Origin of the sequence: Enhygromyxa salina (genome assembly GCF_000737335.2) — a bacterium.
Lineage (GTDB): Bacteria > Myxococcota_A > Polyangia > Nannocystales > Nannocystaceae > Plesiocystis > Plesiocystis salina_C.
Window position 1 is genome coordinate 38139 of the sequence record NZ_JMCC02000044.1, and the last position, 21175, is coordinate 59313.

Consider the following 21175-nt stretch of genomic DNA (forward strand, 5'->3'; position numbering starts at 1 on the left):
GCCTCATGTGCTCCCACGCCGTCAAGCATTTTTTTTGATGTGAGCTCGTCGATGTAGGACACTGTGCTACTGCCGAATAAACGTTGTTCTTGGGTAGCAGTATCGAAGGCCTCCCCCGCTGGTTGGGTACTGTACCAGGGATCAATCCGACAAATGGCCCGACAGATGCCGCGATTCGCGCTGATTATTCGGGAACCGAGAACACAAAGTGCACGGACTCATCGATCGTCGCGCCAACCGCGATGCTCAGCTCGAGCCGCCAGATCCCCGGCTCACTCAGCTCGAGCCCCGTGATCTCGTAGCGCCCGTCGCCGAGGTAGCGACCCTCGAGGTCCCCGACGAAACCAGCGCCCGAGGGCATGTACGCGTCGAGCAGGACGTCGGCGTCGGGAATGCCCACGCCGGGGTCCGTGGGGTCGTGGGGGTCATGAAACCCAACGTGCGCGATCAGGCTGTTGTCTCCAACCTCGAGGCCCTCGCGGCTAAACAACATCACGCGAAAAGCGCCGCCTTCTGTATCCTTGGCGACGCCGTCTTCAAACACTTCTGCGCGGCTTGCCTCGAGGTCCTGGCTGTCGGAGTCGCAGGCGCCAAGCGTGAGCGCCAAGCAGAGCGAGAGGGCCAGACCGGTGAATCGAGGCAGTCGAGCGACAGACATGCCCCCCGATAACGCAAGCCCTATTCCAGTTCTGGAGAAGTTCCCTCGGGCAAATAATTACTCGGGTTTTTCCGAATGGGATGTCATGTGCGTGGGCGCACCCCTGGCTAGAAACGTTGATCGAGCGGCGCCCAGCGGTGGTGCGCTGGCCATGGCGAGCGCGTCATGCTGCGGCTTGAATCCACGTTGGCACGGATCAGCACGGCTTGCCGAGCATCATTCGGGCTTGGGCCAGGATCTCGCGCAGCTGCGGATCATCGATCGCGTTGAGGGCATCGACTGTCTCGTTCGGAACCTCGGCCTCGAGCACGGGTGTGCGATCCACGGGGACGGGTTCTGGAGGCGGCGGCGGTCGGCGCTCGCTCAGCGGCGGGAGCTCACCCACGTAGCCATCGATCAATTCGATCTCGCTGTCGGGCCAGGCCACGCGAAGCTTGGCCATCACGTCCTGGCGCCAGTAGGTCATCTCGTGTAGCCACTGGCTGTCGTGTACGTGGACGATCAAGCGCCCGCCCTGGACGAGCATCGGCCACACGTTGTCGGCGAAGCCGACAGGAAACAGCTCGATCCACAGGTTGCGCAGTCGCGACAGCCGCTGGACCTCGGTCGGCACGTGACGCTCGATCACCTCTTTGACCACGGCGCCAAGGTCGATCCGGCCGCGCCGCTTGGGGCGGCGCCGCTTGGCTCGCGGCTTGTTGGCGGGGGTCGACATCAGCGAGCACGATGCCACATGCCGGGCACGCGGGTCATGATCGCCGCGCTGCTGGGTTGTGTGCTGGGCTCGATCGGGACGCTTGGATGCGCCAACAACGACGCGTGGTCCGTCAGCGAAGCTCGGACGTGCGCCCCCAAGGCCGCGCCGCGGGTGTGTGTGAGCGCCGAGCCCGACCATGGCCACGTCGTCGAGTTTGGGGGGGTACAGTTGCTGCCCGGCGAGTGCGCCGTCGCGGCCAGCGAGGGGCGCGGCGGCTGGGTCCGGCTCGAGACCCGAAGCCCGCGACGCGAGCGCCAGACGAGCCGGCTTCGGGTGCCACGCGGCCGGGCCACGATCGTGCAGATCGGCGCGGACGGACAGGCAAAGCGGATCGGCCGCCTGGCCTGCGACGGCACCCCGATCACCGTAGAAGCCCGGACCGGGGATCGCCTCAGCGCGGGTGCAACAGAGCGTCCCGAGTAGCCAGCGCGAAGCGTCGCCGGGTCCGGGTGTCTTGCGCGGTCTGGCTCGATCCTTCGGGCCACGGCGCCGCGACGCGCGGACGCAGCCGCGCCAGCGCCCCGTCATCGACCGCGTCCAGCAGGGCGAACAGCAGGTCGTGGTGGCTACGGACCACGTCATCGTTCGCGCCAAGCAGCTCGTGGATCGCGTCGGGTCGCCAACGCAGCGCTTTGACGGCCCGAGCCCGCGCGTGGCTACGCGCGAAGTCAGGCCCGCGGCCGTGGGCGATCTTCAGCCACGCGTGGGCTTCTTCGGCGACCCGGGCGGCGTTGGGCCACTCGACCGGGAGCTCGGGCTCGAGCGCGCGGCTGCTGGCGCCGTGGCGGGAGCTCGGGGTCGTGCGACGCGCTCGCTCGAGCCGCCGCGCGAGGCGTCGCTCGTACTCTCGAAGATCCCGCGCGCGCAGATCTTCCGTGACGACGGCCGCGAGCGGGTCGAGCCCGTAGCCGCCGGTCGCGGAGCCGCGCTGCATCGCGCGATCGAGGGCGAGCTCGATGAAGCCATGGTCGAACAGGCGATCGAGCTCGTGGACCAAGGGCAGCAGTAGATCGGTGCCCAGCGCGGGCGCGTCGCTGCGCTGGCGGGCGCGCGCAGCGATCCGCCCCGTCGGCCCGCTCGACTCCAGGTACGCGCGGGTTCGCTGCCGCTCGATGGCCAACAGCGCCGGATCGCCCGCGTGGGGCGTGTTCTCGAGGTCGATCAGCAGCGCGAGCAGCTCGACCTCTGTATCTGCGAAGGTGCGCTCGAGCCCGGCGACGCGGCGTTGCCAATAGAACCGACAGAAGCTGCGACCGTGGAGCAGCGCTGGACCTGCGAGCAGCCGCGCGAACGGGGGCAGGGGACGGCCCGCGCGGAGGCCCAGGGACGCGAGCGCCTGCAGGTAGACCCGGGCCAACAGCGCGTGGGCCATCGTGCGGCGCAGCTCGTCGAGCTCGGGCTCGCGCAGCAGCGCGTGGGCCAGCTCGACGGCCGCGAGGATGCGATCGTCGATCGGAGTCAGCAGCGCGGTGGCGGGATCGGGCAGCTCGGACGGCAGCGGCTGGCTCGAGTGATCCAACATCGCAAGCCGGGCCAAGCCCTGCAGCTCCGCGTCATGGTCGAGCGCGGCGACCATCGCCGCGGCTTCGGCCGCGCTGCCGACCTCCAGCAGCACCCGCCGCAGCTGGCTGTGATCCAGCCGCAGCCCGGGGCACAGGACCGGCAGCAAGCCAACGTCTGGGTTGCTGCGGGCGGCCCGTTGTTGAAGCGCCGCGCAGTCGGGGACGGGCGCGACGGGGTCGGGGTCGCTGGCGTCGTCGCCTGGCTGCGCGGGGTCTGGCTGCGCGGGCGCTTCGATCGGCGCTGCGGCCGAAGTCGAGCCAGCGTCGACTTTGTCACCGCAGCCGAGCGAGCACGCCAGCCACACGATCACGAGCCCAGCACCGCGCGAGACAGGGATCATGACCGTGCCCGAGCTATTGCTCGACGAGGCGGCGGATGACCTCGCGCAGACGGTGCACCCCGCCCATGTCGCGGGCCATGAACTCGAGCCCGACGCCCTCGTCGTTCTGCGAGTTGCGCACGATCGCCAAGATCTCGAGGGGCCGGGCGCTGCCGGGCGGCGTGATCTCTATGATCACCTCGTCCTCGACGTCGGGGCGATCTTGGGTGAGCAGCAGCGAGCCACCTTCCGAGATCTCCGAGAGCGCCGCGGTCTTGAAGTCCCGCTCGCTGCGCCGACGCCACCGGACCTCGACGAGCACCGGGAGCCGAACATGGCGCCGACGGGCGGTCAGCTTGATGTCGCCGGTCCCGACCCGCTGGAGGAACTGGACCTTGCGCCACTCCGTGCCTGCGCACATGACCGTGCCGCCGGCGCGCACGCGCAGGCGGGGCCGGGCGGCGTGCCATTCCTGGCCGATCGCGCGGACCATCATTTTGCCTGGCAGGCCGGTGAAGGACAGCTCCAAGAGGACCTCTTCGCCGGGCTCGAAGCCGTCTGTGGTGAACACCTCGAGCGCGTTATCCTGCCGGATCGCCGCAACGAAGTCCTCTGGGGTGCCGTAATGCGAGCGTATTTTTCGCAAGGAAACGTACGTCCGTCCGAGTGTGCGCACACTACCACAGTCAGGGAGAACGTGCGCTCGTTTTGCCACCCACGGATCATGTTTGTTAGGCCGAGCCGTGGTTTGCAACGTGTGGAAACACGCGTACTGGCGTACGCCCACTGCACTCGGGGTCGCGGAGGGCGAGGATTCGAGCCCGACCTCGCCTATGTTCCCACCATGCCCGAGGACACCGGTGCGCGACCGCTCGTGCTGTTGCCAACTTACAATGAGCGAGAAAACCTCGAGGGCATCCTCGACGCGATCTTTGCTGCCCAGCCAAATTTCCACGTGCTCGTGATCGACGACGCGAGCCCCGACGGCACGGGCGATCTCGCCGACCGCCGGGCCGAGGCCGACGAGCGCGTCGCCGTGCTGCACCGCAGCGGCAAGCAGGGCCTTGGCAAGGCCTACGTGGCCGGGTTCGAGTGGGGTCTCGCCCACGCCCGCGGCTACACCCACCTGTTCGAGATGGACGCCGACTTCTCGCACGATCCGCGCTACCTCGCCGCGCTGCTGCGGGCCTGCACCGAGGGCGGCGCCGACCTGTCGATCGGCAGCCGCTATGTGCCCGGCGGCGGCACCCGCGGGTGGCCGTGGCACCGCCAGCTGTTGTCGCGCGGCGGTGGGTTGTACGCGCGCACCCTGCTTGGCCTGGAGCTGCGGGATCCAACCGCGGGCTTCATCTGCTTCGCGCGCCACGTGCTCGAGACCCTCGACCTGCACGCGCTGGCGACCCGCGGCTATGGGTTTCAGATCGAGCTCAAGTATCGGGCGGTGCGCGCCGGCATGCGCGTGCTCGAGGTCCCGATCGTGTTCGTCGAGCGCGAGCGGGGGCAGTCGAAGATGGACGGCAAGATCGCTGCAGAGGCCCTGGTCAAGGTGCTCGAGCTGCGCCTGCGTGGATGAAGTTGACGCGGCCGGCTATAAGCCCAGCGGTGAGCACCAAGGTCTGGCTGTCGACCCACGCGCGGGTACTCGACCCGCGAGACGCGAACATCAGCGTGTTCGATCGGGGGTTCCTCTATGGGGACAGCGTGTACGAGACCTTGCGGACCGCGGGCGGTCGGGTCGTCGAGCTGGGTCCGCACCTCGATCGGCTCCGTCGCAGCGCGCAGGGCATCGCCTTCGATCTGCCGTTCACGGACGCCGAGCTGACCGCGGCCGTCAACGAGACCGTGGCCGCGGCCGCCAACCCAGACAGTCGAATTCGCGTGGTCGTGACCCGCGGCAGCGGGCCGATCGCGCTCGACACCCGCGAGGCCGAGTCCCCGGTCTTGGTGGTCATGGTCTCGCCGATCGTGATCCCGACCGCGCAGGAGTACGCGCGCGGGATCTCGGCCGTGATCGTGGGCCGTGAGGGCGCGATCCGACCCGGGCTCAAGACCGGCAACTATCTAGGCAACATCTTGGCCCTGCGCCACGCTCACGAGCTCGGGGCCGAAGACGCCATCATGTGCAACGATCGCGGCGAGGTGGCCGAGGGCGCGACCTCGAACCTGTTCATGGTCGTGGATGGCTCGGTGCACACCCCTTCGCTGGCGACCGGCTTGCTCGCCGGGATCACCCGCGGCGTCGTGATCCGCCAGCTCGCGCAGCGGCTCGGGATCGCCACCTGCGAGCGCTCGATCACCGCCGAAGAGCTGAACGTGGCCGACGAGGTGTTCTTGACCAGCTCGGTGCGGGGCGTGATGCCGGTGACCACGCTCGGCGGCAAGACCGTGGGCAACGGCACCGCGGGCCCGGTGACCCGCCGGGTCCAGGCCATCTACGAAGAATTCCTGACCGATCCCCAGACCGATCTCGAGTAGCGGGCGGCTGGCTTGTCGCTCTTGCTCTGCGGGTCCGCGGCGACTAGGGTACCGCCCCACGCGAGAGCGGAGACGAGCCAACGTGAAGCCCATCGAAATCTGCAAGCACCTCGGACCCGAAAAGGTCGACGCCTATTATGGTGAGCTCTCCGGCAAGGAGATCCGCGCCGTGCTCAAGGCCGGCGGTTCGCACTCGAACACGCCCAGCACCGCGTTCTCGCAGGCCGCCCGCCGCAAGGTCTGGCGCAAGCGCTTCGACAACGAGTTCGGCAAGGACAACGAGCAGCTGGCGCTCGCGCTGTTGATCGAGTGGCTGATGCGTCACCACCGGACCATGCTGGTCGACTTCCTCAATCACCTGGAGGTCAAGCACACCCAGGGTGAGACCGACGAGGACTTCTGCGAGACCAAGACCCCGGAAGAGCTGCGCGAGGGCGTGGACTTGCTGCTCGCCAAGTATCCCGCCCACGAGGTCGGCACCTACTTGCTGCTGGTCGGCCACCTGCAAGAGACGCCGGTGTTCGACGAGACCCCCAAGGTGCTCGAGGCGGTCGGCATGCCCAAGGCCGAGATCGAGGGCTACATCGCGCAGTTCAAGACGCGCTGGGCCGCCCGGCCCACCAAGGACAAGGGCGCCGCCTGAGCTCGTTGGGCTCCGGCAGCTCAGGCAAGCTCATGGATCGCCTCGGCATGCTCGAGAAGATGGTCGCCGCCAAGCCTGGCGAGCCGTTTCCTCGCTACGGCCTGGCGATGGAGTACAAGAAGCTCGGGCGCAACGAAGACGCCACTCAGGCCTTCGCTGCGCTCGCGCAACAGCACCCCGACTACGTGCCGGGCTACCTCATGCACGGCAACCTGCTCGAGACCCTGGGTCGGAGCGCAGACGCGGCCGCCGTGTACCAGCGGGGCCTCGAGGTCGCGTCTGCAGCCGGTGACGACCACGCGGCCTCGGAGCTGTCTGGCGCGCTGGCGGCGATCCAGGACGCGTCGTCATGACCACGGTCGTGTTCGCGAGCCCGCGCCGGTTGCCCAAGCCGCGCGAGCTCGACGGGCGCGTGGTCGTGCTGGACATCGCGTTCGCCTCGGAGGGGATCGGCAAGGGCTTCGGCAAGACCACCGGGAAGTTCATCGATGCCCTGGGCCCTCGGCTCGCGCGCTGGGTCGATCACCACGATCACCCGGCCCACGCCCGCTTCGCTGGTGACCCGCGCTTCGTGCTCGCCACCAAGGCGGAGCACGGCGCGTGCCCAGAGATGATCGACGAAGAGCTGGTCCGCGACACCGGGCCGGTCGACACGATCGTCGCCCACTTCGATCTCGACGGGCTCTACTCGGCCGCCAAGTGGCTGCTGGGGGGCCGTGAGCCGTACCCGGGCGCCGACGACGACGCGCGGGCTGTCGACACCCGGATCGGTCCGGTCAGCCCCGAGGGCGCGCGGATCGACAAGGCCCTGCGCGCGCACTACCGCGACGAGGTGCTCAAGCAGCGGATCCTTCGCTACCTCGTGGAAGGTCGCAAGTCGGGGATCGAGCGCGACTCGATCGAGTCCGCGGCCGCCGACTACGATCGCATGGCCGATCGCGCCGCCGAGCTCGCTGATCTCTATGTGGTCGACCAAGACATCGCGCTGGTGAAGCTGCCGGGTGGCGCAGGCGAGTTCGACAAGACCGAGCTGCTGTTGATCGGTCAGCAGCGGGCCACCGTCGCCGTCGTCGTCGATGGCGGCAACGCGAGCATCGCCGCGCCCTTCGACAGCGGGCTGAATTTCGTCGAGCTGCTCGAGCTTGGCGGCGGGATGCCAACCCGCGTCAGCATCCCGGCCAAGCGCGTCGACGAGGCGCTGCGGCTGATTCAGGCTGCGCTGGGCGAGCGCGCGGGCTGAGCGTCGAACCTGGCAGGAACGGCCCCAGCCGCACCCTGGCGCGCGCGATTTGCCGGTTCGCCGCTCTCGCGGCGCCCCCACGCGGTGCTAGGGCCAAGACATGCTGACGAGGCCCCTGCTACTCGCCCTCCTCGCTGCGTGCGGCGTCAACTCCAGCGGCGCGCCCGCCGGGCCGCCGCATGAGCAGCCCGAGAAGAAGCCGCCCGATGACATCGAGAAGGACTACATCTTTTGCTGCCAGAGCGTCGACACCCAGACCAAGTCTGGCGATGGCTGCGTCACGATCGGTGAGAACCAGATCGACTCGTGCAGCACTGTGCTGGCCTGCGCGGATGGCTTTACCAAGCAGGACGGCACGGTGACCTGCACGTGACACCAGGACATTCGGGTTTTGCAGGTTGGCGGCGCGCGTCCTCGCGAGTGCCCATTATCGCTCTCGTGCGCCCGTCTTGTTGTCGCTCGCGCCGAGCGATGGGTGTGTGTGGGACACTGCGAGGATGCGACGGCTGTGGATCTTGGTCTCGATGGTGGCGGCGCTGGCTTGTGCCAAGCCGGATCGAAGCACCACGATGCACGGCGGCGACGCGTCCGAATCCAACGCGGACACGGGAACGACGACCCACGCAGGCGAGACCGGGACCGAGACCGAGTCCGAGTCGCAGACCGGCGAGGCGACGACCGGTGACGGTGATGGCGATGGAGATGGCGACGGAGATGGCGACGGCGTCGTCGTCACGGTCGAGACGTTGTCGTATGGCGACGACGCCAGCCAAACACTGGACCTCTACACCCCCAAGCGATCGGCCCGGACCTCGCTACCCACGATCGTGCTCGCTCACGGTGGGCTCTGGCAGTCGGGGGACAAGAGCGCGCTGACCGGCTTGTGCACGGCGATCGTGACCCACTCGGCCGGGACCCAGGCCTGCGCCAGCATCAACTACCGTCTGAGCCAGGCGCTTGGCGGTGCGTGCTCGGGCACCGGCGTCGACGCGTACACCGAGCAGGTTCGTGATCTGGCCGCGGCTGTCACCGCGCTGCAAAATCAAGCCGATCAGCTGGGCCTCGACGCGGCGCAGATCGTCGTTGGGGGCCACAGCGCGGGCGGCCACATGGCCCACGAGCTCAACCTGCGCTGGGCCGACTTCGAGGACGGCTGCGCGCGTCCTGGGGGCTGCCCGCCGGCGATCGCTGCGATCGGCTTCGAGGGCATCTACGACATCGCCGCGTGGGACAGCTACGACGCGAATTACTGGGCTGGCCAGTTCTCGTGTGCCACCCGCAAGGCCTTCGGCGCCCCGCCGAGCTCACCCGACGCGTGCACCGATCCAGACTACGCGCTGCCGTGCTGGGACGTTGGTTCACCACGCTACTTGGCGGCCCACCTGGCCGATCTCGGCCTCGCGCCCGTCGGCGCAGCGTTGATCATCCACTCGCCGGGCGACGACTGGGTCGACGTGGCCGAGGCGACAAATTTTGGAGCCGAGCTCGCGGCGGCGGTCCCCGAGTTGAGCGTGATCACCTCGGTCGACGGGACCTGCGGAACCGGTCAACACAACGACGTGCTCGGCGACCCGGCGCTGGCGAGCTGCATCGTGAACTTCGTCGCCTCTGCGGGCGCGAGTATTTAGCCGCGAAGGCAAGCGACGCGGGCCATGGATGTCCGATGATGCCTCTGCCCGCCACCGCTCTGCGCATGGAGTTCGACAAGACCCCCCGAAAGTTGCCGCGGTTGTCGTAGCGGTCGGCTTCGACGCTCTCGAGGCAGCCGAGGAAGGTCCGCTGGGCCAGGTCGGCCGCGCCGTCGCTGACCTTGTTGCGAAAGAACCGATCCACGGCGTCGTAGTGGCGCTCGAACAGCTCTTGGCCAGACCGCCGATCACCCGCCCGCCAGGCTTCGAGGAGATCGTCGTCGCTGAACATCACCGGAGTATAAGCGCGAGCGCGGGCTTGGCTCGCGGCTCGCTCACAGCAGTCGTCGCGCGCACTGGCGCACACCCCAGTGGGGGGAGCCGAGCAGCTTGTTGGCCCACGCGCGGGCCTGCTCGGGTTCGTGCACGCCCAGCCACTCGAGCGCGTCGACGCTCAGCCGATCCGGGATGCCGGCAGGGTCGAGGCAGCGATCCAACAGCTCGGCGAGGTGCTTGGGCAGCAGCTTGGCGAGCACCGTGAACGTGGCGGACTGGGCACCCACGACGAACTTGCTGGGGATCTGATCGCGCAGCTGCTGCTCGATGAACGCGGCCCACGCTTGTTCGCGCGTCCATACATCGCGCAGGTACGCGGCCAGGCCGTCGATCCACGCGCGTGGGGCCGGGTGCGCGCCAGCGACGTTGGCACACAGCACGGTCCACAGTCGGTCCGACAGCTCCGGGCTGCGCTCGCGCAGGGCGGCGTCGAGCAGGGCGAAGTCGGCTTCGTGCAGCACGCAAAACCACGCCTCGAACGCGGCCTCCCGCGTGGGCGAGGCGTAGCCCAGCGCGGCCTCGAGCTCGGCGCGGGCGAGGGCGTCACCCCAGCGGGCCAGGCCGGCCTTGGCCTCGTAGCAGGCCCGTGGATCGGTCGCGCCTTGGGCTCCGTGCACGGCGTCCCGATCGAGCTTGGGATCCCCGTGGCGCAGCAACAAGCTGGCGAAGCCAAGCGGGGGGTCCAAGCCAAACGCGTCATGAAAAGATCGCAGGTGGGGCAGCAGGCGAGGATCGTCGAGCTCGATCAACGTGGGCGTCAGCGCGGCCGCGATGATCTTCATGAGCGAGGGTGACTCGCTGGCCTGCAACAGCGGCTCGATCAGCGCGTAGTCGTTGGCGCTGGCCAGGGTCCGAAGCAGCTGGCGGATCTGCTTGGTGCTCTGCTTGGTGGGCTCGGACGTGTCGGGGGTCCCGAGCTCGAGGATCCGCGCGGCGACGATCTGGGCGCCCGCGACCCGCTCGGCGAGCGACTCTCCCCCACGAAGCAACGCCCGCGCCGCCGCCCAGACCACGCTTGGATCGTCATCGAGCAGGTGTTCGCGCAGGCGTGGATGCGCCGCCGTGATCGGCCACAGCTCCAAGTGTTCGACCGCCGCGCTGCGCATGCGTGGGTGCGGGTGGCGGTGGCCTGCCAAGATCGGCTCGAGGGCGGTCGCGGGCAGGGCCAGCTTGGCGACGCGGGTGCACTGCAGCGCCTCGAACACCACGTCGGCGTGGGGGTGGTCGAGCAGCGGCAACAGGGCGGGCACGTGGGCGTGCAGGTGCGGGTTGTCGTGCAGCCAGCGAACGGTGCCCAGCACGATCGCCGGCTCGTCGGCGAGCAGCCGGGCGAGGATCTCGGCGAAGTTCGTGGCCTCGGCGAGGTGGTGCAGCCCGTACTTCGACTGCACGATCTCGCTGCGGTTGGTCATCGCGCCGAGCTCGAGCCAGCGCTCGAGCTGCGTGGTCGCGGGCGAGGGGTCCGACGCCAAAGCGGCATCGGCATCGCTGCCCGCGCCCACCTTCGTCCACGGGTTGCAGCCGTACAGGTGCAGCAGGCCGTCGCGCTCGCGCCAGGGCACCTGCGCCGCGGGCCGGGCCACCAGCTGGTGCAGCAGCTTCGAGAACCGGGCAGGGGCCACGCGGTAGAGCAGGTCCGACAGCCGCGAGCGGATCTCGGGTGCGCTGACGAAGCGGCGCTCGAGCGTGAGAAATTCGGCCTCGCCGATCCGCTCGGGCGCGCGCTCGAGAGCTCCGAGCGCGCGCAGAAACTCGGCGGTGTCACGCGCGAGCGCGTCGGGGATCTCGTGCTTGGGCCCGGCTCGAGGGGCCGTGTTGGGCAAGATCCGGGCGAGCTCGCTGCGCTGGCGCAGCCCGGGGTGCAGCAGCGCCCGCTGCTCGTGGACGTAGCGCAGCTGAATCCCAAAATTAGGGCCCAGGTCGAACTCGGCGAGCGGTCGGCGGTAGTCATCGGCGACGCGCGCGGGCGCGCGGCTGTCGATCTCGGGCGGCAGATCGTCGATCAACCCCAGCCGGCCAAAACCGATCCGCGCCTCACCCAAGCGCCACCACGGCAGGCACACGCGCTCGCCTGCGGCCAGGCCCAAGATCGGAGGCAGGGGATCGGTGTGGGCGCTGTAGTTCAGCGCCCCGAACGCGAACATGTTGCCCCGCTCCGCGCAGCGCAGCGCCCAGCCCCCGTGCGCGGCCTGGCCCCAGCCCGGCTCGACGAACGACGCGACCGCCAGGGTCTGGGCGGGATCCGGGTAGGCGCTCGCGCTGGGGGTGTTGAGCGTTGGGTCTGGCAGCTCGATCGCGTCGATCTCCAGGGCTTCAGCCAGCAGCAGCGCGAGCACGCGCGCCGCCGGATCGACGGCCGCGACCGCCGACCAGCACCAGTCAAAGGTCCGCGCAAACCCCAACAGCCGGGCACAGGTGGCGACCACGTCGTAGTTCGAGCACAGGTAGGTCGAGTACCAAGGGATCGTCAGCCCGTCGTCGTGCCCGGTCCCCAGCAGCACCACCTGGTAGTTCGTGAGCAGCAGCTCGCGCATGCTCGCGAGCGCCGGCCGTGGCTCAGCTCGCGCCTGCTGCCAGCTCACGCAGGCGTCGTGCAGCGTGTCGAGCTCGGCGTCGCCCGCGAAGCCTCCGCTCAACGCCTGCTCGAGCAGCGCCTGCAACCGCGGATAGGCCCGGATGTCACGCAGCACCCGCGCGAGGTAGGCCAGCGGCAGTCGTTGATCCGGCCACCGCGATCGCAGCGGCGCGAGCAGGCGCTCGGCGGCGGCGAACTGCCCGGTCTCGATCTGCGCGTGGACCAGGGCCAGCTGCAAGCCAGGATCGTCAGGGTGATGCCCAAGCGCCTCGACGAGCACGCGCCCGGCCTCGATCAACTTGCCGCGCTGCTCGAGGCACTCTGCCCACTGCTCCCAGCTCGCGCGATCGCTGGGGTCGAGGCGCAGCCCCGCGGCGAAGGCCTCGCTCGCGGCAGCATAGTCGCGCCGCGCGAGTCGAGATCGTGCGTCCCGGAGCCGCTCGTGAGCCTTTCGCCGGCGAAATTCGGACACTCATGGCGATGGTAGGTCGTCTGTGGCTGCCTGTCCCGCGACGCCGAAGGAGCCGGTTGCGCAGGCGCGGGAATCACACCAACATGCGGCGTCTGCCTGATCGGGCATTCGAGTGCCAGCACCGTGCACGCCCCCCGATCACCACACCACCCCCCGGAACACCATCATGTACGCAATCAAGCGATCCCTCTCCGTCGCCCTGGCCCTGCCGCTGCTCCTCTCGATCTCTGCCTGTGGAAAGACCGAGCCCGACAAGCCGGCCGAAGAGGTCAAGCCCAAGATCGAGAAGCTCGAGCCGGCCACGCTGTTCACCGGCGACAAGGTCACGCTGCCGGCCCCCTTCGGCGCGCTGAAGCTCGGCATGACCCAGGCCGAGGCCAAGGCCGCGATGGCCGATCTGCCCGAGGACGGCACGATCAAGACCGAGTCCTACCCCGACATCTGGTTCAACACCGACTTCGACGACGAGACCACCAAGCTCAGCCGCGTCTACTTCAACCTGGCCAAGGCCGACGCGATCAAGTTCGCCACCGAGAAGTGGGGCGCGCCGCAAGAGGGCACCGATCTCGACGCCAAGGTCCAGTGGTGGTTCAACCCCGCCGACAACCTGCGCGTGTCGATCTCCGACTCGTTCACCGAGGGCGAGGCCCACGTCGAGTTCACCTACTACTGGCCGGTCACCCAGCTGATCGGTGAAGGCAAGGAGCTCGCGTTCGAGAAGGACGCGCCGCTGCTTGGCCTGACGCCCGCCGATCTCGACGCCAAGTACCCCAAGTGGGTCAAGAAGGAGTCGGCCGAGGACGCCGCCAAGAGCCAAGAAGACATCGCCAAGCTCGCGGGCGAAGACGCCAAGGCGCTGATGGGCAAGCCAACCGCCAGCATCGATCTCGAGTACCCCCCGACCGAGTGGGGCAAGTATTGGACGAGCGTGCACCTGAGCTGGACCGACGAGGGCAAGCTCGAGCGGTTCTGGTTTGGCATCGACTTCGAGCCGCATCCGGCCGCCAAGGACGAGATCTTCGCGCTGTTCAAGAAGAAGTGGGGCGAGCCCAAGGAGATCGAGGAGTACGGCGACAAGATCTTCGTGTTCTCCGAGGATCCCCGGATCGAGGTCGAGGAAGACACGATCTCCAACAAGTGGGACGTGACCGTCGAGGTCCCCGAGACCGAATAGGCAGGTGCTCGGCCCGATCGCCCAGGTGGGCCCGCGCGCGCGGGTCAGCCTGGGCGACTCGTTTGGTTCTCCGGTTGAAGCGCAGCGCGTGGCAGTGGAGACGTAGGGACGGATCGTGCCAATGCATGGGTCCTCGATCGGAGCCGGTCGACCAGTCCCCGAGCCGCCCTCGAGCCTCGTGGCGGGCCACTCGACCAGCACGCGCGGACCCCTAGAGCCTCGCAGCGAGCAGGTCGACCACCCCTCCAGCCCCCCAGGACCCGACGCGGGAGCGACGCGACCCCCCGAAGATCACCCCCAACCCAACGCGGGAGCGACGCGACCCCCCGAAGATCACCCCCAACCCAACGCGGGACCAACGCGACCCCCCCCGAGAGCGCCCCTAGCCCAGCGCTAAAGCCGCTCGACCACCGGCAAGACTGCCCTCGCTGCGGTGATCGAGCAGGTCGACCACGTCGAATTCCGCCCCCCGCCCGTCGTCGACCGCACCCGACCCGGCTGACTCGCGCTCGCCAGCCGCCCGACGAGTGACTCGACCATGCCGTTTTTTGCCCCGCACCCGCCCTCTGTGTCGAGCGACCACCGCGAAACTCGCCCACGCTCCGGCCGGCGAGCGAGTCGACAATGCCGACATCTGCCCCGCACGCTCCGAGCACGCTGATCGCCAAGCGATCGAGCTGCGCGTGTCCCGTTTCGACCCAGGTCGTCTCGCGTTTGTCATCATGGGGCCCCCCGATGGCGAACACTTGGGTCGCCATGTCGCAGGGCTTGGGGCTGCAGGACACGCACACCAGGCCCTCGGCGGCGCAGACTCAGCAACACGGATCACGCGCTCATGCGAAACCCGTGTGATGTTCGCCCTTCGCCAGCTGTGAGCGCTCAGCCCCGCAAGCTGGCGAAGCCGATCCGCCCGTAGTCCGCCAGCGCCTGCATCCGCTGGATCAGCTCCGCCTGACCTTCTGCGTGGTACGAGCTGCGGACCAGTGGCCCCGACTCCACGTGCGCGATGCCCCGCGCCCGCGCAAACGTGGCGAGCTCGGCGAATTCGTCTGGGTGCACGTAGCGGCTGATCTGCAGGTGCTTCTTGCTGGGCTGCAGGTACTGCCCGAGCGTCAGGATCGTCAGGCCCAGCTCGCCGAGCTCGGTGATGACCTCGCGAACTTCATCCAGCGTCTCGCCTAGCCCCAGCATCAAGCCGGTCTTGGTCAGGGCCCCGCGCCCGCGGGCGTGGCGGAGCACCGCGTAGCTGCGATCGTAGCGGGCCTGGACCCGGACCTCGCGGCTGAGCCGGGGCACGGTCTCGAGGTTGTGGGCGAACACGTCGGGCGCCGCGTCGAGCACGGTGTCGACGTCGGCGAGGGCGCCCTTGAAGTCGGGGACCAGCACCTCGATCGTCATGTCCGGCGCGCGGCGGTGGCAGGCCTCGAGCGTCGCCGCCCAGATCCTCGCGCCGCCGTCTCGCAGGTCATCGCGGTCGACCGAGGTGATCACCGTGTGGTTGAGATCGAGCTCGGCGAGGATCGTGGCCACGCGCTCGGGCTCGCCCTCGTCGACGGCCAGCGGGCGGCCGGTGGCGACATCACAAAACCGGCACGATCGCGTGCAGATGTCGCCGAGGATCATGATCGTCAGCGCCTTGTTGTTCCAGCACTCGCCAATGTTTGGGCAGCCGGCGCTCTGGCAGACCGTGTGCAATTCGAGCTCGCCCACGCGCCGCCGCAGCTGCGTGTAGGCCTCGCCCGCGGGCATCGGGACCTTGAGCCAGGGCGGGTGCCGACGCCGCGGCGACGCGGGGGCGGCGGGCTCCTCGGGCGCATCACGGACGATCGGCAGGTGGGTGGCCACGGTCGTACTTAGCAGGTGTGTGGGCCCAAGACAGCGCGCGGGGTCACGCCAGCGCGTCTTCGCGGCGCAGGGTGGTCTCGCCCTGCAGCCGCTCGAGCACGGCGAGCAGCTCTTCGTCGCCGCCCTCGGGCATTTGAATGTCGATCGTCACCAGCAGGTCGCCGCGCGCCTCACCGCGGATCCGCACGCCACGCTCGCGCAGCCGCAGGGTCTGGCCGTTTTGAGTGCCGGGCGGCAGCCGCATCGTCACCGATCCCCATGGCGTCGGCACGTCGATCGGCCCGCCGCGGTAGGCCTCGAGCGCGGTCACCGGCAGCTTCATGCGCAGGTTGGTGCCGTCGCGCTCGAGGTTGCGACCCGGCAGCACGCGGACCGTGAGGATGATGTCGCCGGGTGGAGTTCCCGGACCGCCCTGTTCGCGCAGGCGCAGCTTGCCGCCGTCGGTCACGCCCTCGGGCACCCGGACGTCGAGGGTCCGCACGTTGCCCCCGCGCTCTTCGACCCGCAGCGGCACCGTGACCCCCAGCAGCGAGTCCATGATCGTGACGCTGATCTCGCCCTGGATGTCGGCCCCGCGACGCGCCTGGGGACCGGGCCGACCCCCGCGCCCAAACATGTCGCCGCCATCGATGCGCCCGCCGCCGAACAGGCGCGAGAGCAGGTCGTCGAAGCTGGTCTCGCGCGCGTCGCCAAAGTCCGAGAAGGGGCTCTGCTGCCCGCCGAACCCACCTGGACGCCCGCCAAAGCCCCCCGACCGGGCCCGCTGGTAGGCCCGCGCCCGCTCGGGATCGAAGCCTTGCGTCAGCGACATCTCGCCAAACTCGTCGTACAGCTTGCGCTTGTTCTCGTCGCCCAGCACCTCGTAGGCCTGCGAGACGTCCTTGAAGCGCTCCTCGGCGGCCTTGTCCCCCGGGTTCTTGTCGGGGTGAAACTGGCGGGTCAGCGACCGGTAGGTCTTCTTGATCTCGTCTTGCGACGCGGACCGGTCGACGCCAAGCGATTGGTAGAGGTCCTTCATCGTGGCTGCTCTGCTCCGGCCAAGGCCGCGAGCGAGCTTAAGGGGCACCGCCAAAGACGCAACCCCCATAGCGAGCGAGGCAATTCCAGTGCGCACGCGGAGCCGACCGGCCGTGGTCGGCGCAGCCCCCGTGAGGAGCGAAGCGCCGTGGAGGCCCGAGGACCGAGCCAGCGGCTGCGGTCGGTGAAGCGGACGTAGGCGTGCGCCGAAGCCACCCGAGCCCCCTCCCAGGGGGCCAATCATGCGGATGCGAACAGCCAGCCCCGAGGAGCGAAGCGACCAGACGCGCGAGCGGCTGCAGTCGGCGAAGTCGTAGGTCCATGTGGGGGTAATGAAAAAAGGTGGTAACAAGCGCGCGATGGCGACTTCGGTGAACCTCGAGGATCTTCGGGATGACGCGCTTGCCGCGCATCCGTACGCAGCCTTCCTCGCGCGCATGAAGAAGCCGGGGCGCTACCTTGGCGGCGAGGAGCAGGCGATCGTCAAGTCGCACGCCGAGCTGGCTTGTCGGTTCGTGCTCGCGTTCCCCGATCTCTACGAGATCGGCATGAGTCACCTCGGCACCCGGATCATCTACGACCTCGTCAACGCGGCCGACGACCTGTGCTGTGAGCGGGCGTTCTCACCGTGGCGCGACATGGAGGCCGAGCTGCGCGAGCGCGAGCTGCCGCTGGTCTCGCTCGAGACCTACACCCCCCTGCGCGAGTTCGACGTGGTCGGCGTCTCGTTGCAGTACGAGCTGAGCTACTCCAACGTGCTGCTCAACCTCGAGCTTGGCCAGGTCCCGCTGCGCTCGCGCGATCGATCCGACGCGGATCCAATCGTGATCGCTGGCGGCCCCACGGCCACGCACCCCGAGCCGCTCGCCGACTTCATCGATCTGTTCTTGGTCGGTGAGGCCGAAGAGTTGCTGCCCCAGCTGCTGCGCCTGATCGGTCAGATGCGCCACGAAGGCCGGCCGCGGCTCGAGATCCTCGCCGCCGCCGCGCAGCTGCCTGGCATGTACGTGCCGATGTTCTTCGAGGTCGCCGTCGAGCCGCGGACCGAGCTGCAGGTCGTCGTTGGCCGCTCGCCGGAGGGGGAGGCCGCCAACGCGCCACTCGACATCCAGCGCGTGTTCGTCCGCAACCTCGACGACTTCAAATTCCCCACGCGCTTCCCGATCCCCTACGCCGAGGCGATCTTCGACCGCGCCAGCGTCGAGATCACCCGGGGCTGCACCGAGGGCTGCCGGTTTTGCCAGGCCGGCATGATCTACCGCCCGGTCCGCGAGCGAAAGCCCGAGGATATCGTCGCCGCCGTGCTCGAGGGCACCGACGCCGCCGGCTTCAACGAGGCCAGCCTCACGGCCCTCAGCACCGCCGACGTGTCGTGCATCGATCCGCTGATCAAGGCCCTGGTCCCCGAGCTGGCCAAGCGCCGGGTCTCGCTGGGCATCGCGTCGCTGCGCGCCTACGGCCTCAACGAGTCGATGATGGACGAGATCAAGAAGGTTGGGATCGACGGCCTGACCTTCGCGCCCGAGGCGGGCACCCAGCGCATGCGCGACGTGATCAACAAGAACGTCAGCGACGAAGACATCCTGGCTTCGGCCAAGCGGATGTTCGAGCGCGGCTACGAGCGCATGAAGATGTACTTCATCATGGGCTTGCCGACCGAGACCGACGAGGACCTCGCCGGGATCATCGAGACCGGTCGCATGGTCCGCAACGTCGCCCGCGAGCTCGAGCTGGCCCGGCCCCCCGCGATCACGCTCAGCGTCTCGCAGCACGTGCCCAAGCCCCACACCCCGTTTCAGTGGGCCGCGATGGACAGCATGGAGGACCTCGAGACCAAGGTCCGGCTGCTGCGCGACATGGCAACCCGCAACAAGCTGGCGATCAAGACCCACAACGTGCGCGAGAGCTGGCTCGAGTGCCTGTTCGCCCGCGGGGATCGGCGGCTTGGCGACGTGCTCGAGACCGCCTACCAAAACGGCGCGCGCTTCGACGGATGGAAGGAGTACTTCTCGTTCGAGACCTGGCTCGACGCGCTCGAGACCCACGCGATCCGGCCCGAGATCTACACCCGCACGCTGCCGGTCGGCGTGCCGCTGCCGTGGTCGCACCTCGACATGCAGCTCGAGCCCGGCTTCTTGGAAGGGGAGTACCGCAAGGCCTTGGCCAGCCGCGTGTCGCCGCCGTGCGGCAAGCCGGCCGGCGCCAAGGTTCACCACACCACGCTCGACGCGGCCCAGGCCGAGCAAAAGCGACTGGTCTGCTACGACTGCGGCGTGGCCTGTGATCTGGGCGAGATGCGAGAGGAGCGGATCGTCGCGCTGCGTGGGCTCTCGACCATGGCGACCGAGCGCGAGGTCGAGATCGCCAAGCAAGAGGCCGCGGCCGAGGCGGCCGAGCTCGCCCAGCAACAGGCCCAACAGCAGGCCCAAGCGGGCGGCGAACAGCTGATCCCGCTCGATCGCCTGCGCCGGGGCATGGCCGCCAGCAACCTCGCTGACGACAGCGCCTTCAAGCACAACGCCGAGGCGCCCTACAGCAAGGTCCGGCTGTTCTTCGCCAAGCGCGGGACCATTCGCTTCCTCAGCCAGCTCGACTTGGTTCGCATCATTCCCCGCATGTTTCGGCGCGCCGGGCTCGAGATCGGGTTCTCGCGCGGGTTCTCGCCGTTGCCACGCATGAGCTTTGGCCCGGCGCTGGCGCTGGGCATGGGCGCCGACGAAGACGTGCTCGACTGTGACCTGCTGCTCGAGCGATCGGCCGAGGACATGCTCGGCTTGCTCGACGCGGCCGAGCGGGCCGCGATCGCGGCTGACCTGCTCGAGCGCCTGCGCGCCGTCCAGCCGCCTGGTTTTCACCTGCTCGACGCCCGGATCGTCCCGCCCGGCGAGAAGACCCTCGGTGAGCTGGTCGCCGGGGCCGACTTCGCCGTCCACCTCCAGCCCGAGCAAATGTCTGGCCTGCGCGAGCGCGTCGATGGGATGCTCGCGGCCGGCAACCTGTTCGTCACCCGGCAGCAGAAGGTCAAGAAGAAGCACCGTGGCAAGCGGCGCGAGGTCGGGAGCAAGAGCGTGACGATCGATCTGGATCAGCGCCTGCTCTCTGCCGATGTCGACGAGGACCTCGCCCTGCTGCGGTTTCGCCTGCGAACCGACGTGGAGGGCGCCAACGCGCGTCCGCGCGAGCTCGCGGCGCTCTTGCTCGGCGCGCCCGTGGAAGATCACCGCATGCGACGCGAGCGACTGCTCGCCCGGCCCGAGCCCGAGTCGGAGCTGATCGGCCTGCGCGAGCTTGGTGGCGCCTGGCGGCCCGAGCACCGCCGACACGTGCCCGGGCCTGTCTAGGTCTAGGCCGACTGCGGCCGGTTCGGCCCAACCCTCACTGCGGATCGGCGCAGAAGGTCTTGGGTCCAACCCAGCTGATCATGTTCTGCCAGAACACCTCGACCTGCGGGATCTGCTGCCACTCCGAGTCGAAGCTGATCCACTCGTCGGCGAACACGATCGCCGCGCCATCGGTCAGCTCGACCGCCGTACCCAGCGAGGTGTTGTTCTCACCCTGGGGCCGAACGAACACCATGCCGGCACCGACCACCTGCCAGCCGCCGTAGATCTGCACGCCCTGGGCCCCCTCGGCGACTGGATGGTTCTGCCAGACCTCCGTGGGGTCGATGTAGATCGGCGCGGCGTAGCTCAGGCCCGTCGGGATCGTCACCAGCGAGTTTTGCTGGGCGACGTCGGTTGGGTTGTTGGTGTAGCCGGCCATGCTGATCAACCCATGCCCGGCTGCGATCCAGGCTTGTAGGATCGCGGCCTCTTGGGGCGAGTACTGATGGGTCAGGCGGTCGACGATCAAGATGTCGATCTCGGCGAGATCGTCGACCGTCAGCACATGGTTGACCATGGTCCCGAACCGGGTGGCCGTGGTGCCCTTGCTCTCGAGCCACGCTTCGAAGTCCGCCGCCGGGTTGGCGCCCTTGTTGCCGATGATCCCGATCCGATAGCAGTCGCAGAACCCATCCATGCCCTCGTCGAGGTCGTCGATGATGCCGTTGCAGTCCTCGTCGAGGCCGTCGCAGGCGATCTCGGCGACCTCGCATTGGTCACCGTCGCCGTCGCCATCACCGGTGTCCCCGTCACCATCACCAGTGTCGCCGTCGCCGTCGCCGTCGCCGGTATCACCGTCGCCGTCACCGGTGTCGCCGTCGCCGTCCCCGTCGCCAGTGTCACCGTCGCCGGTATCACCGTCGCCGTCGCCAGGGTCACCGTCACCGGTGTCGCCGTCGCCGTCGCCCGGTCCCGTCGAGCTCATCGTTCCCGACGCCTCGGAACCATCGGCGGTCTCGCTGGCGGTGCCGCCGTCGTTGGCGGTGTCGTTCCCGCCGTCGGCCGTGTTGTCGCCACACGCGAGCGAGGCGGCGGTCAGAGTCAGCAAGCAGGTGAACAGCGAGCGATGGCGCAACATCCCGCGAGTGTA

At 68.8% G+C, this 21175-nt stretch carries 18 protein-coding genes; 10 read left to right on the top strand and 8 right to left on the bottom strand.

Annotation, left to right across the window (positions count from 1 at the left end):
- Positions 1–184 precede the first annotated feature (184 nt).
- Both DB30_RS17950 and DB30_RS17955 read right to left on the bottom strand, forming a co-directional pair.
- Complete coding sequence (locus DB30_RS17950) at positions 185–658, bottom strand: FixH family protein (RefSeq protein ID WP_146659423.1); 474 nt, start codon at positions 656–658, stop codon at positions 185–187.
- Between the two features lie 196 nt (positions 659–854).
- Entirely contained in the window at positions 855–1373 is a 519-nt protein-coding gene (locus DB30_RS17955) for a DciA family protein (protein ID WP_165703828.1), read from the bottom strand.
- An 18-nt stretch (positions 1374–1391) separates the two neighbouring features.
- Here DB30_RS17955 and DB30_RS17960 point away from each other — a divergent pair, with 18 nt between their 5' ends.
- The gene (locus DB30_RS17960) at positions 1392–1838 is read left to right on the top strand and encodes a hypothetical protein (protein WP_052550544.1); all 447 of its coding nucleotides are present in this window, start codon (positions 1392–1394) and stop codon (positions 1836–1838) included.
- Here DB30_RS17960 and DB30_RS17965 read toward each other — a convergent pair.
- Positions 1807–3318 carry a hypothetical protein gene (locus DB30_RS17965; RefSeq protein ID WP_052550548.1) on the bottom strand — a complete coding sequence of 504 codons (1512 nt, stop codon included), beginning with the start codon at positions 3316–3318 and terminating at the stop codon, positions 1807–1809. The two genes, DB30_RS17960 and DB30_RS17965, sit on opposite strands and share 32 nt — an antisense overlap.
- Positions 3319–3331: 13 nt before the next feature.
- Positions 3332–3943, bottom strand: coding sequence for a PilZ domain-containing protein (locus DB30_RS17970; protein ID WP_146659427.1), 612 nt, complete (start codon positions 3941–3943; stop codon positions 3332–3334).
- Between the two features lie 198 nt (positions 3944–4141).
- Here DB30_RS17970 and DB30_RS17975 point away from each other — a divergent pair, with 198 nt between their 5' ends.
- From DB30_RS17975 to DB30_RS18005, 7 genes are all read left to right on the top strand, one after another.
- A complete protein-coding gene (locus DB30_RS17975) occupies positions 4142–4870 on the top strand; it encodes a polyprenol monophosphomannose synthase (RefSeq protein WP_052550553.1) in 729 nt (242 codons plus the stop codon).
- Between the two features lie 29 nt (positions 4871–4899).
- Entirely contained in the window at positions 4900–5772 is an 873-nt protein-coding gene (locus DB30_RS17980) for an aminotransferase class IV (protein WP_052550554.1), read from the top strand.
- Between the two features lie 82 nt (positions 5773–5854).
- On the top strand, positions 5855–6415 hold the full coding sequence (locus tag DB30_RS17985) for a hypothetical protein (RefSeq protein WP_052550556.1): 561 nt from the start codon (positions 5855–5857) through the stop codon (positions 6413–6415).
- Between the two features lie 32 nt (positions 6416–6447).
- Complete coding sequence (locus DB30_RS17990) at positions 6448–6768, top strand: tetratricopeptide repeat protein (protein WP_052550559.1); 321 nt, start codon at positions 6448–6450, stop codon at positions 6766–6768.
- Positions 6765–7655: a hypothetical protein gene (locus DB30_RS17995; protein ID WP_052550561.1), complete on the top strand. Its 891-nt coding sequence runs from the start codon at positions 6765–6767 to the stop codon at positions 7653–7655. The genes DB30_RS17990 and DB30_RS17995 overlap by 4 nt, the downstream gene beginning before the upstream one ends.
- A 100-nt stretch (positions 7656–7755) precedes the next feature.
- Entirely contained in the window at positions 7756–8028 is a 273-nt protein-coding gene (locus DB30_RS18000) for a hypothetical protein (protein ID WP_052550563.1), read from the top strand.
- A 124-nt stretch (positions 8029–8152) separates the two neighbouring features.
- Entirely contained in the window at positions 8153–9283 is a 1131-nt protein-coding gene (locus DB30_RS18005) for an alpha/beta hydrolase (RefSeq protein WP_052550565.1), read from the top strand.
- A 335-nt stretch (positions 9284–9618) separates the two neighbouring features.
- On the opposite strand, the gene DB30_RS18010 is transcribed toward DB30_RS18005, so the two are convergent.
- Positions 9619–12666 (bottom strand): tetratricopeptide repeat protein, encoded by a 3048-nt coding sequence (locus DB30_RS18010; protein ID WP_052550568.1) that lies wholly within the window; start codon positions 12664–12666, stop codon positions 9619–9621.
- A 166-nt stretch (positions 12667–12832) separates the two neighbouring features.
- On the opposite strand from DB30_RS18010, the gene DB30_RS18015 reads away from it, so the two are divergent.
- Positions 12833–13840: a hypothetical protein gene (locus tag DB30_RS18015; RefSeq protein ID WP_052550570.1), complete on the top strand. Its 1008-nt coding sequence runs from the start codon at positions 12833–12835 to the stop codon at positions 13838–13840.
- A gap of 879 nt (positions 13841–14719) precedes the next feature.
- Here DB30_RS18015 and lipA read toward each other — a convergent pair.
- Both lipA and DB30_RS18025 read right to left on the bottom strand, forming a co-directional pair.
- Positions 14720–15685, bottom strand: coding sequence for a lipoyl synthase (gene lipA, locus DB30_RS18020; protein WP_240480264.1), 966 nt, complete (start codon positions 15683–15685; stop codon positions 14720–14722).
- A gap of 43 nt (positions 15686–15728) precedes the next feature.
- On the bottom strand, positions 15729–16703 hold the full coding sequence (locus DB30_RS18025) for a DnaJ C-terminal domain-containing protein (RefSeq protein WP_052550572.1): 975 nt from the start codon (positions 16701–16703) through the stop codon (positions 15729–15731).
- A 358-nt stretch (positions 16704–17061) separates the two neighbouring features.
- Between DB30_RS18025 and DB30_RS18030 the strand changes: the two genes are divergently transcribed.
- Positions 17062–20043 carry a TIGR03960 family B12-binding radical SAM protein gene (locus DB30_RS18030; RefSeq protein ID WP_052550574.1) on the top strand — a complete coding sequence of 994 codons (2982 nt, stop codon included), beginning with the start codon at positions 17062–17064 and terminating at the stop codon, positions 20041–20043.
- A gap of 34 nt (positions 20044–20077) precedes the next feature.
- Here the strand turns inward: DB30_RS18030 and DB30_RS18035 are convergent, their stop codons facing one another.
- Positions 20078–21163, bottom strand: coding sequence for a hypothetical protein (locus DB30_RS18035; protein ID WP_052550576.1), 1086 nt, complete (start codon positions 21161–21163; stop codon positions 20078–20080).
- Between the last annotated feature and the right edge of the window lie 12 nt (positions 21164–21175).

Coding starts and splice junctions, on each gene's coding strand:
- DB30_RS17965 (WP_052550548.1), bottom strand. CDS start 3,318: ATGATCCCTGTCTCGCGCGGTGCTGGGCTCGTGATCGTGTGGCTGGCG.
- DB30_RS17955 (WP_165703828.1), bottom strand. CDS start 1,373: ATGTCGACCCCCGCCAACAAGCCGCGAGCCAAGCGGCGCCGCCCCAAG.
- DB30_RS17950 (WP_146659423.1), bottom strand. CDS start 658: ATGTCTGTCGCTCGACTGCCTCGATTCACCGGTCTGGCCCTCTCGCTC.
- DB30_RS18015 (WP_052550570.1), top strand. CDS start 12,833: ATGTACGCAATCAAGCGATCCCTCTCCGTCGCCCTGGCCCTGCCGCTG.
- DB30_RS18025 (WP_052550572.1), bottom strand. CDS start 16,703: ATGAAGGACCTCTACCAATCGCTTGGCGTCGACCGGTCCGCGTCGCAA.
- DB30_RS17995 (WP_052550561.1), top strand. CDS start 6,765: ATGACCACGGTCGTGTTCGCGAGCCCGCGCCGGTTGCCCAAGCCGCGC.
- DB30_RS18030 (WP_052550574.1), top strand. CDS start 17,062: ATGGCGACTTCGGTGAACCTCGAGGATCTTCGGGATGACGCGCTTGCC.
- DB30_RS18035 (WP_052550576.1), bottom strand. CDS start 21,163: ATGTTGCGCCATCGCTCGCTGTTCACCTGCTTGCTGACTCTGACCGCC.
- DB30_RS17960 (WP_052550544.1), top strand. CDS start 1,392: ATGCCGGGCACGCGGGTCATGATCGCCGCGCTGCTGGGTTGTGTGCTG.
- DB30_RS17975 (WP_052550553.1), top strand. CDS start 4,142: ATGCCCGAGGACACCGGTGCGCGACCGCTCGTGCTGTTGCCAACTTAC.
- DB30_RS18000 (WP_052550563.1), top strand. CDS start 7,756: ATGCTGACGAGGCCCCTGCTACTCGCCCTCCTCGCTGCGTGCGGCGTC.
- DB30_RS17990 (WP_052550559.1), top strand. CDS start 6,448: ATGGATCGCCTCGGCATGCTCGAGAAGATGGTCGCCGCCAAGCCTGGC.
- DB30_RS18005 (WP_052550565.1), top strand. CDS start 8,153: ATGCGACGGCTGTGGATCTTGGTCTCGATGGTGGCGGCGCTGGCTTGT.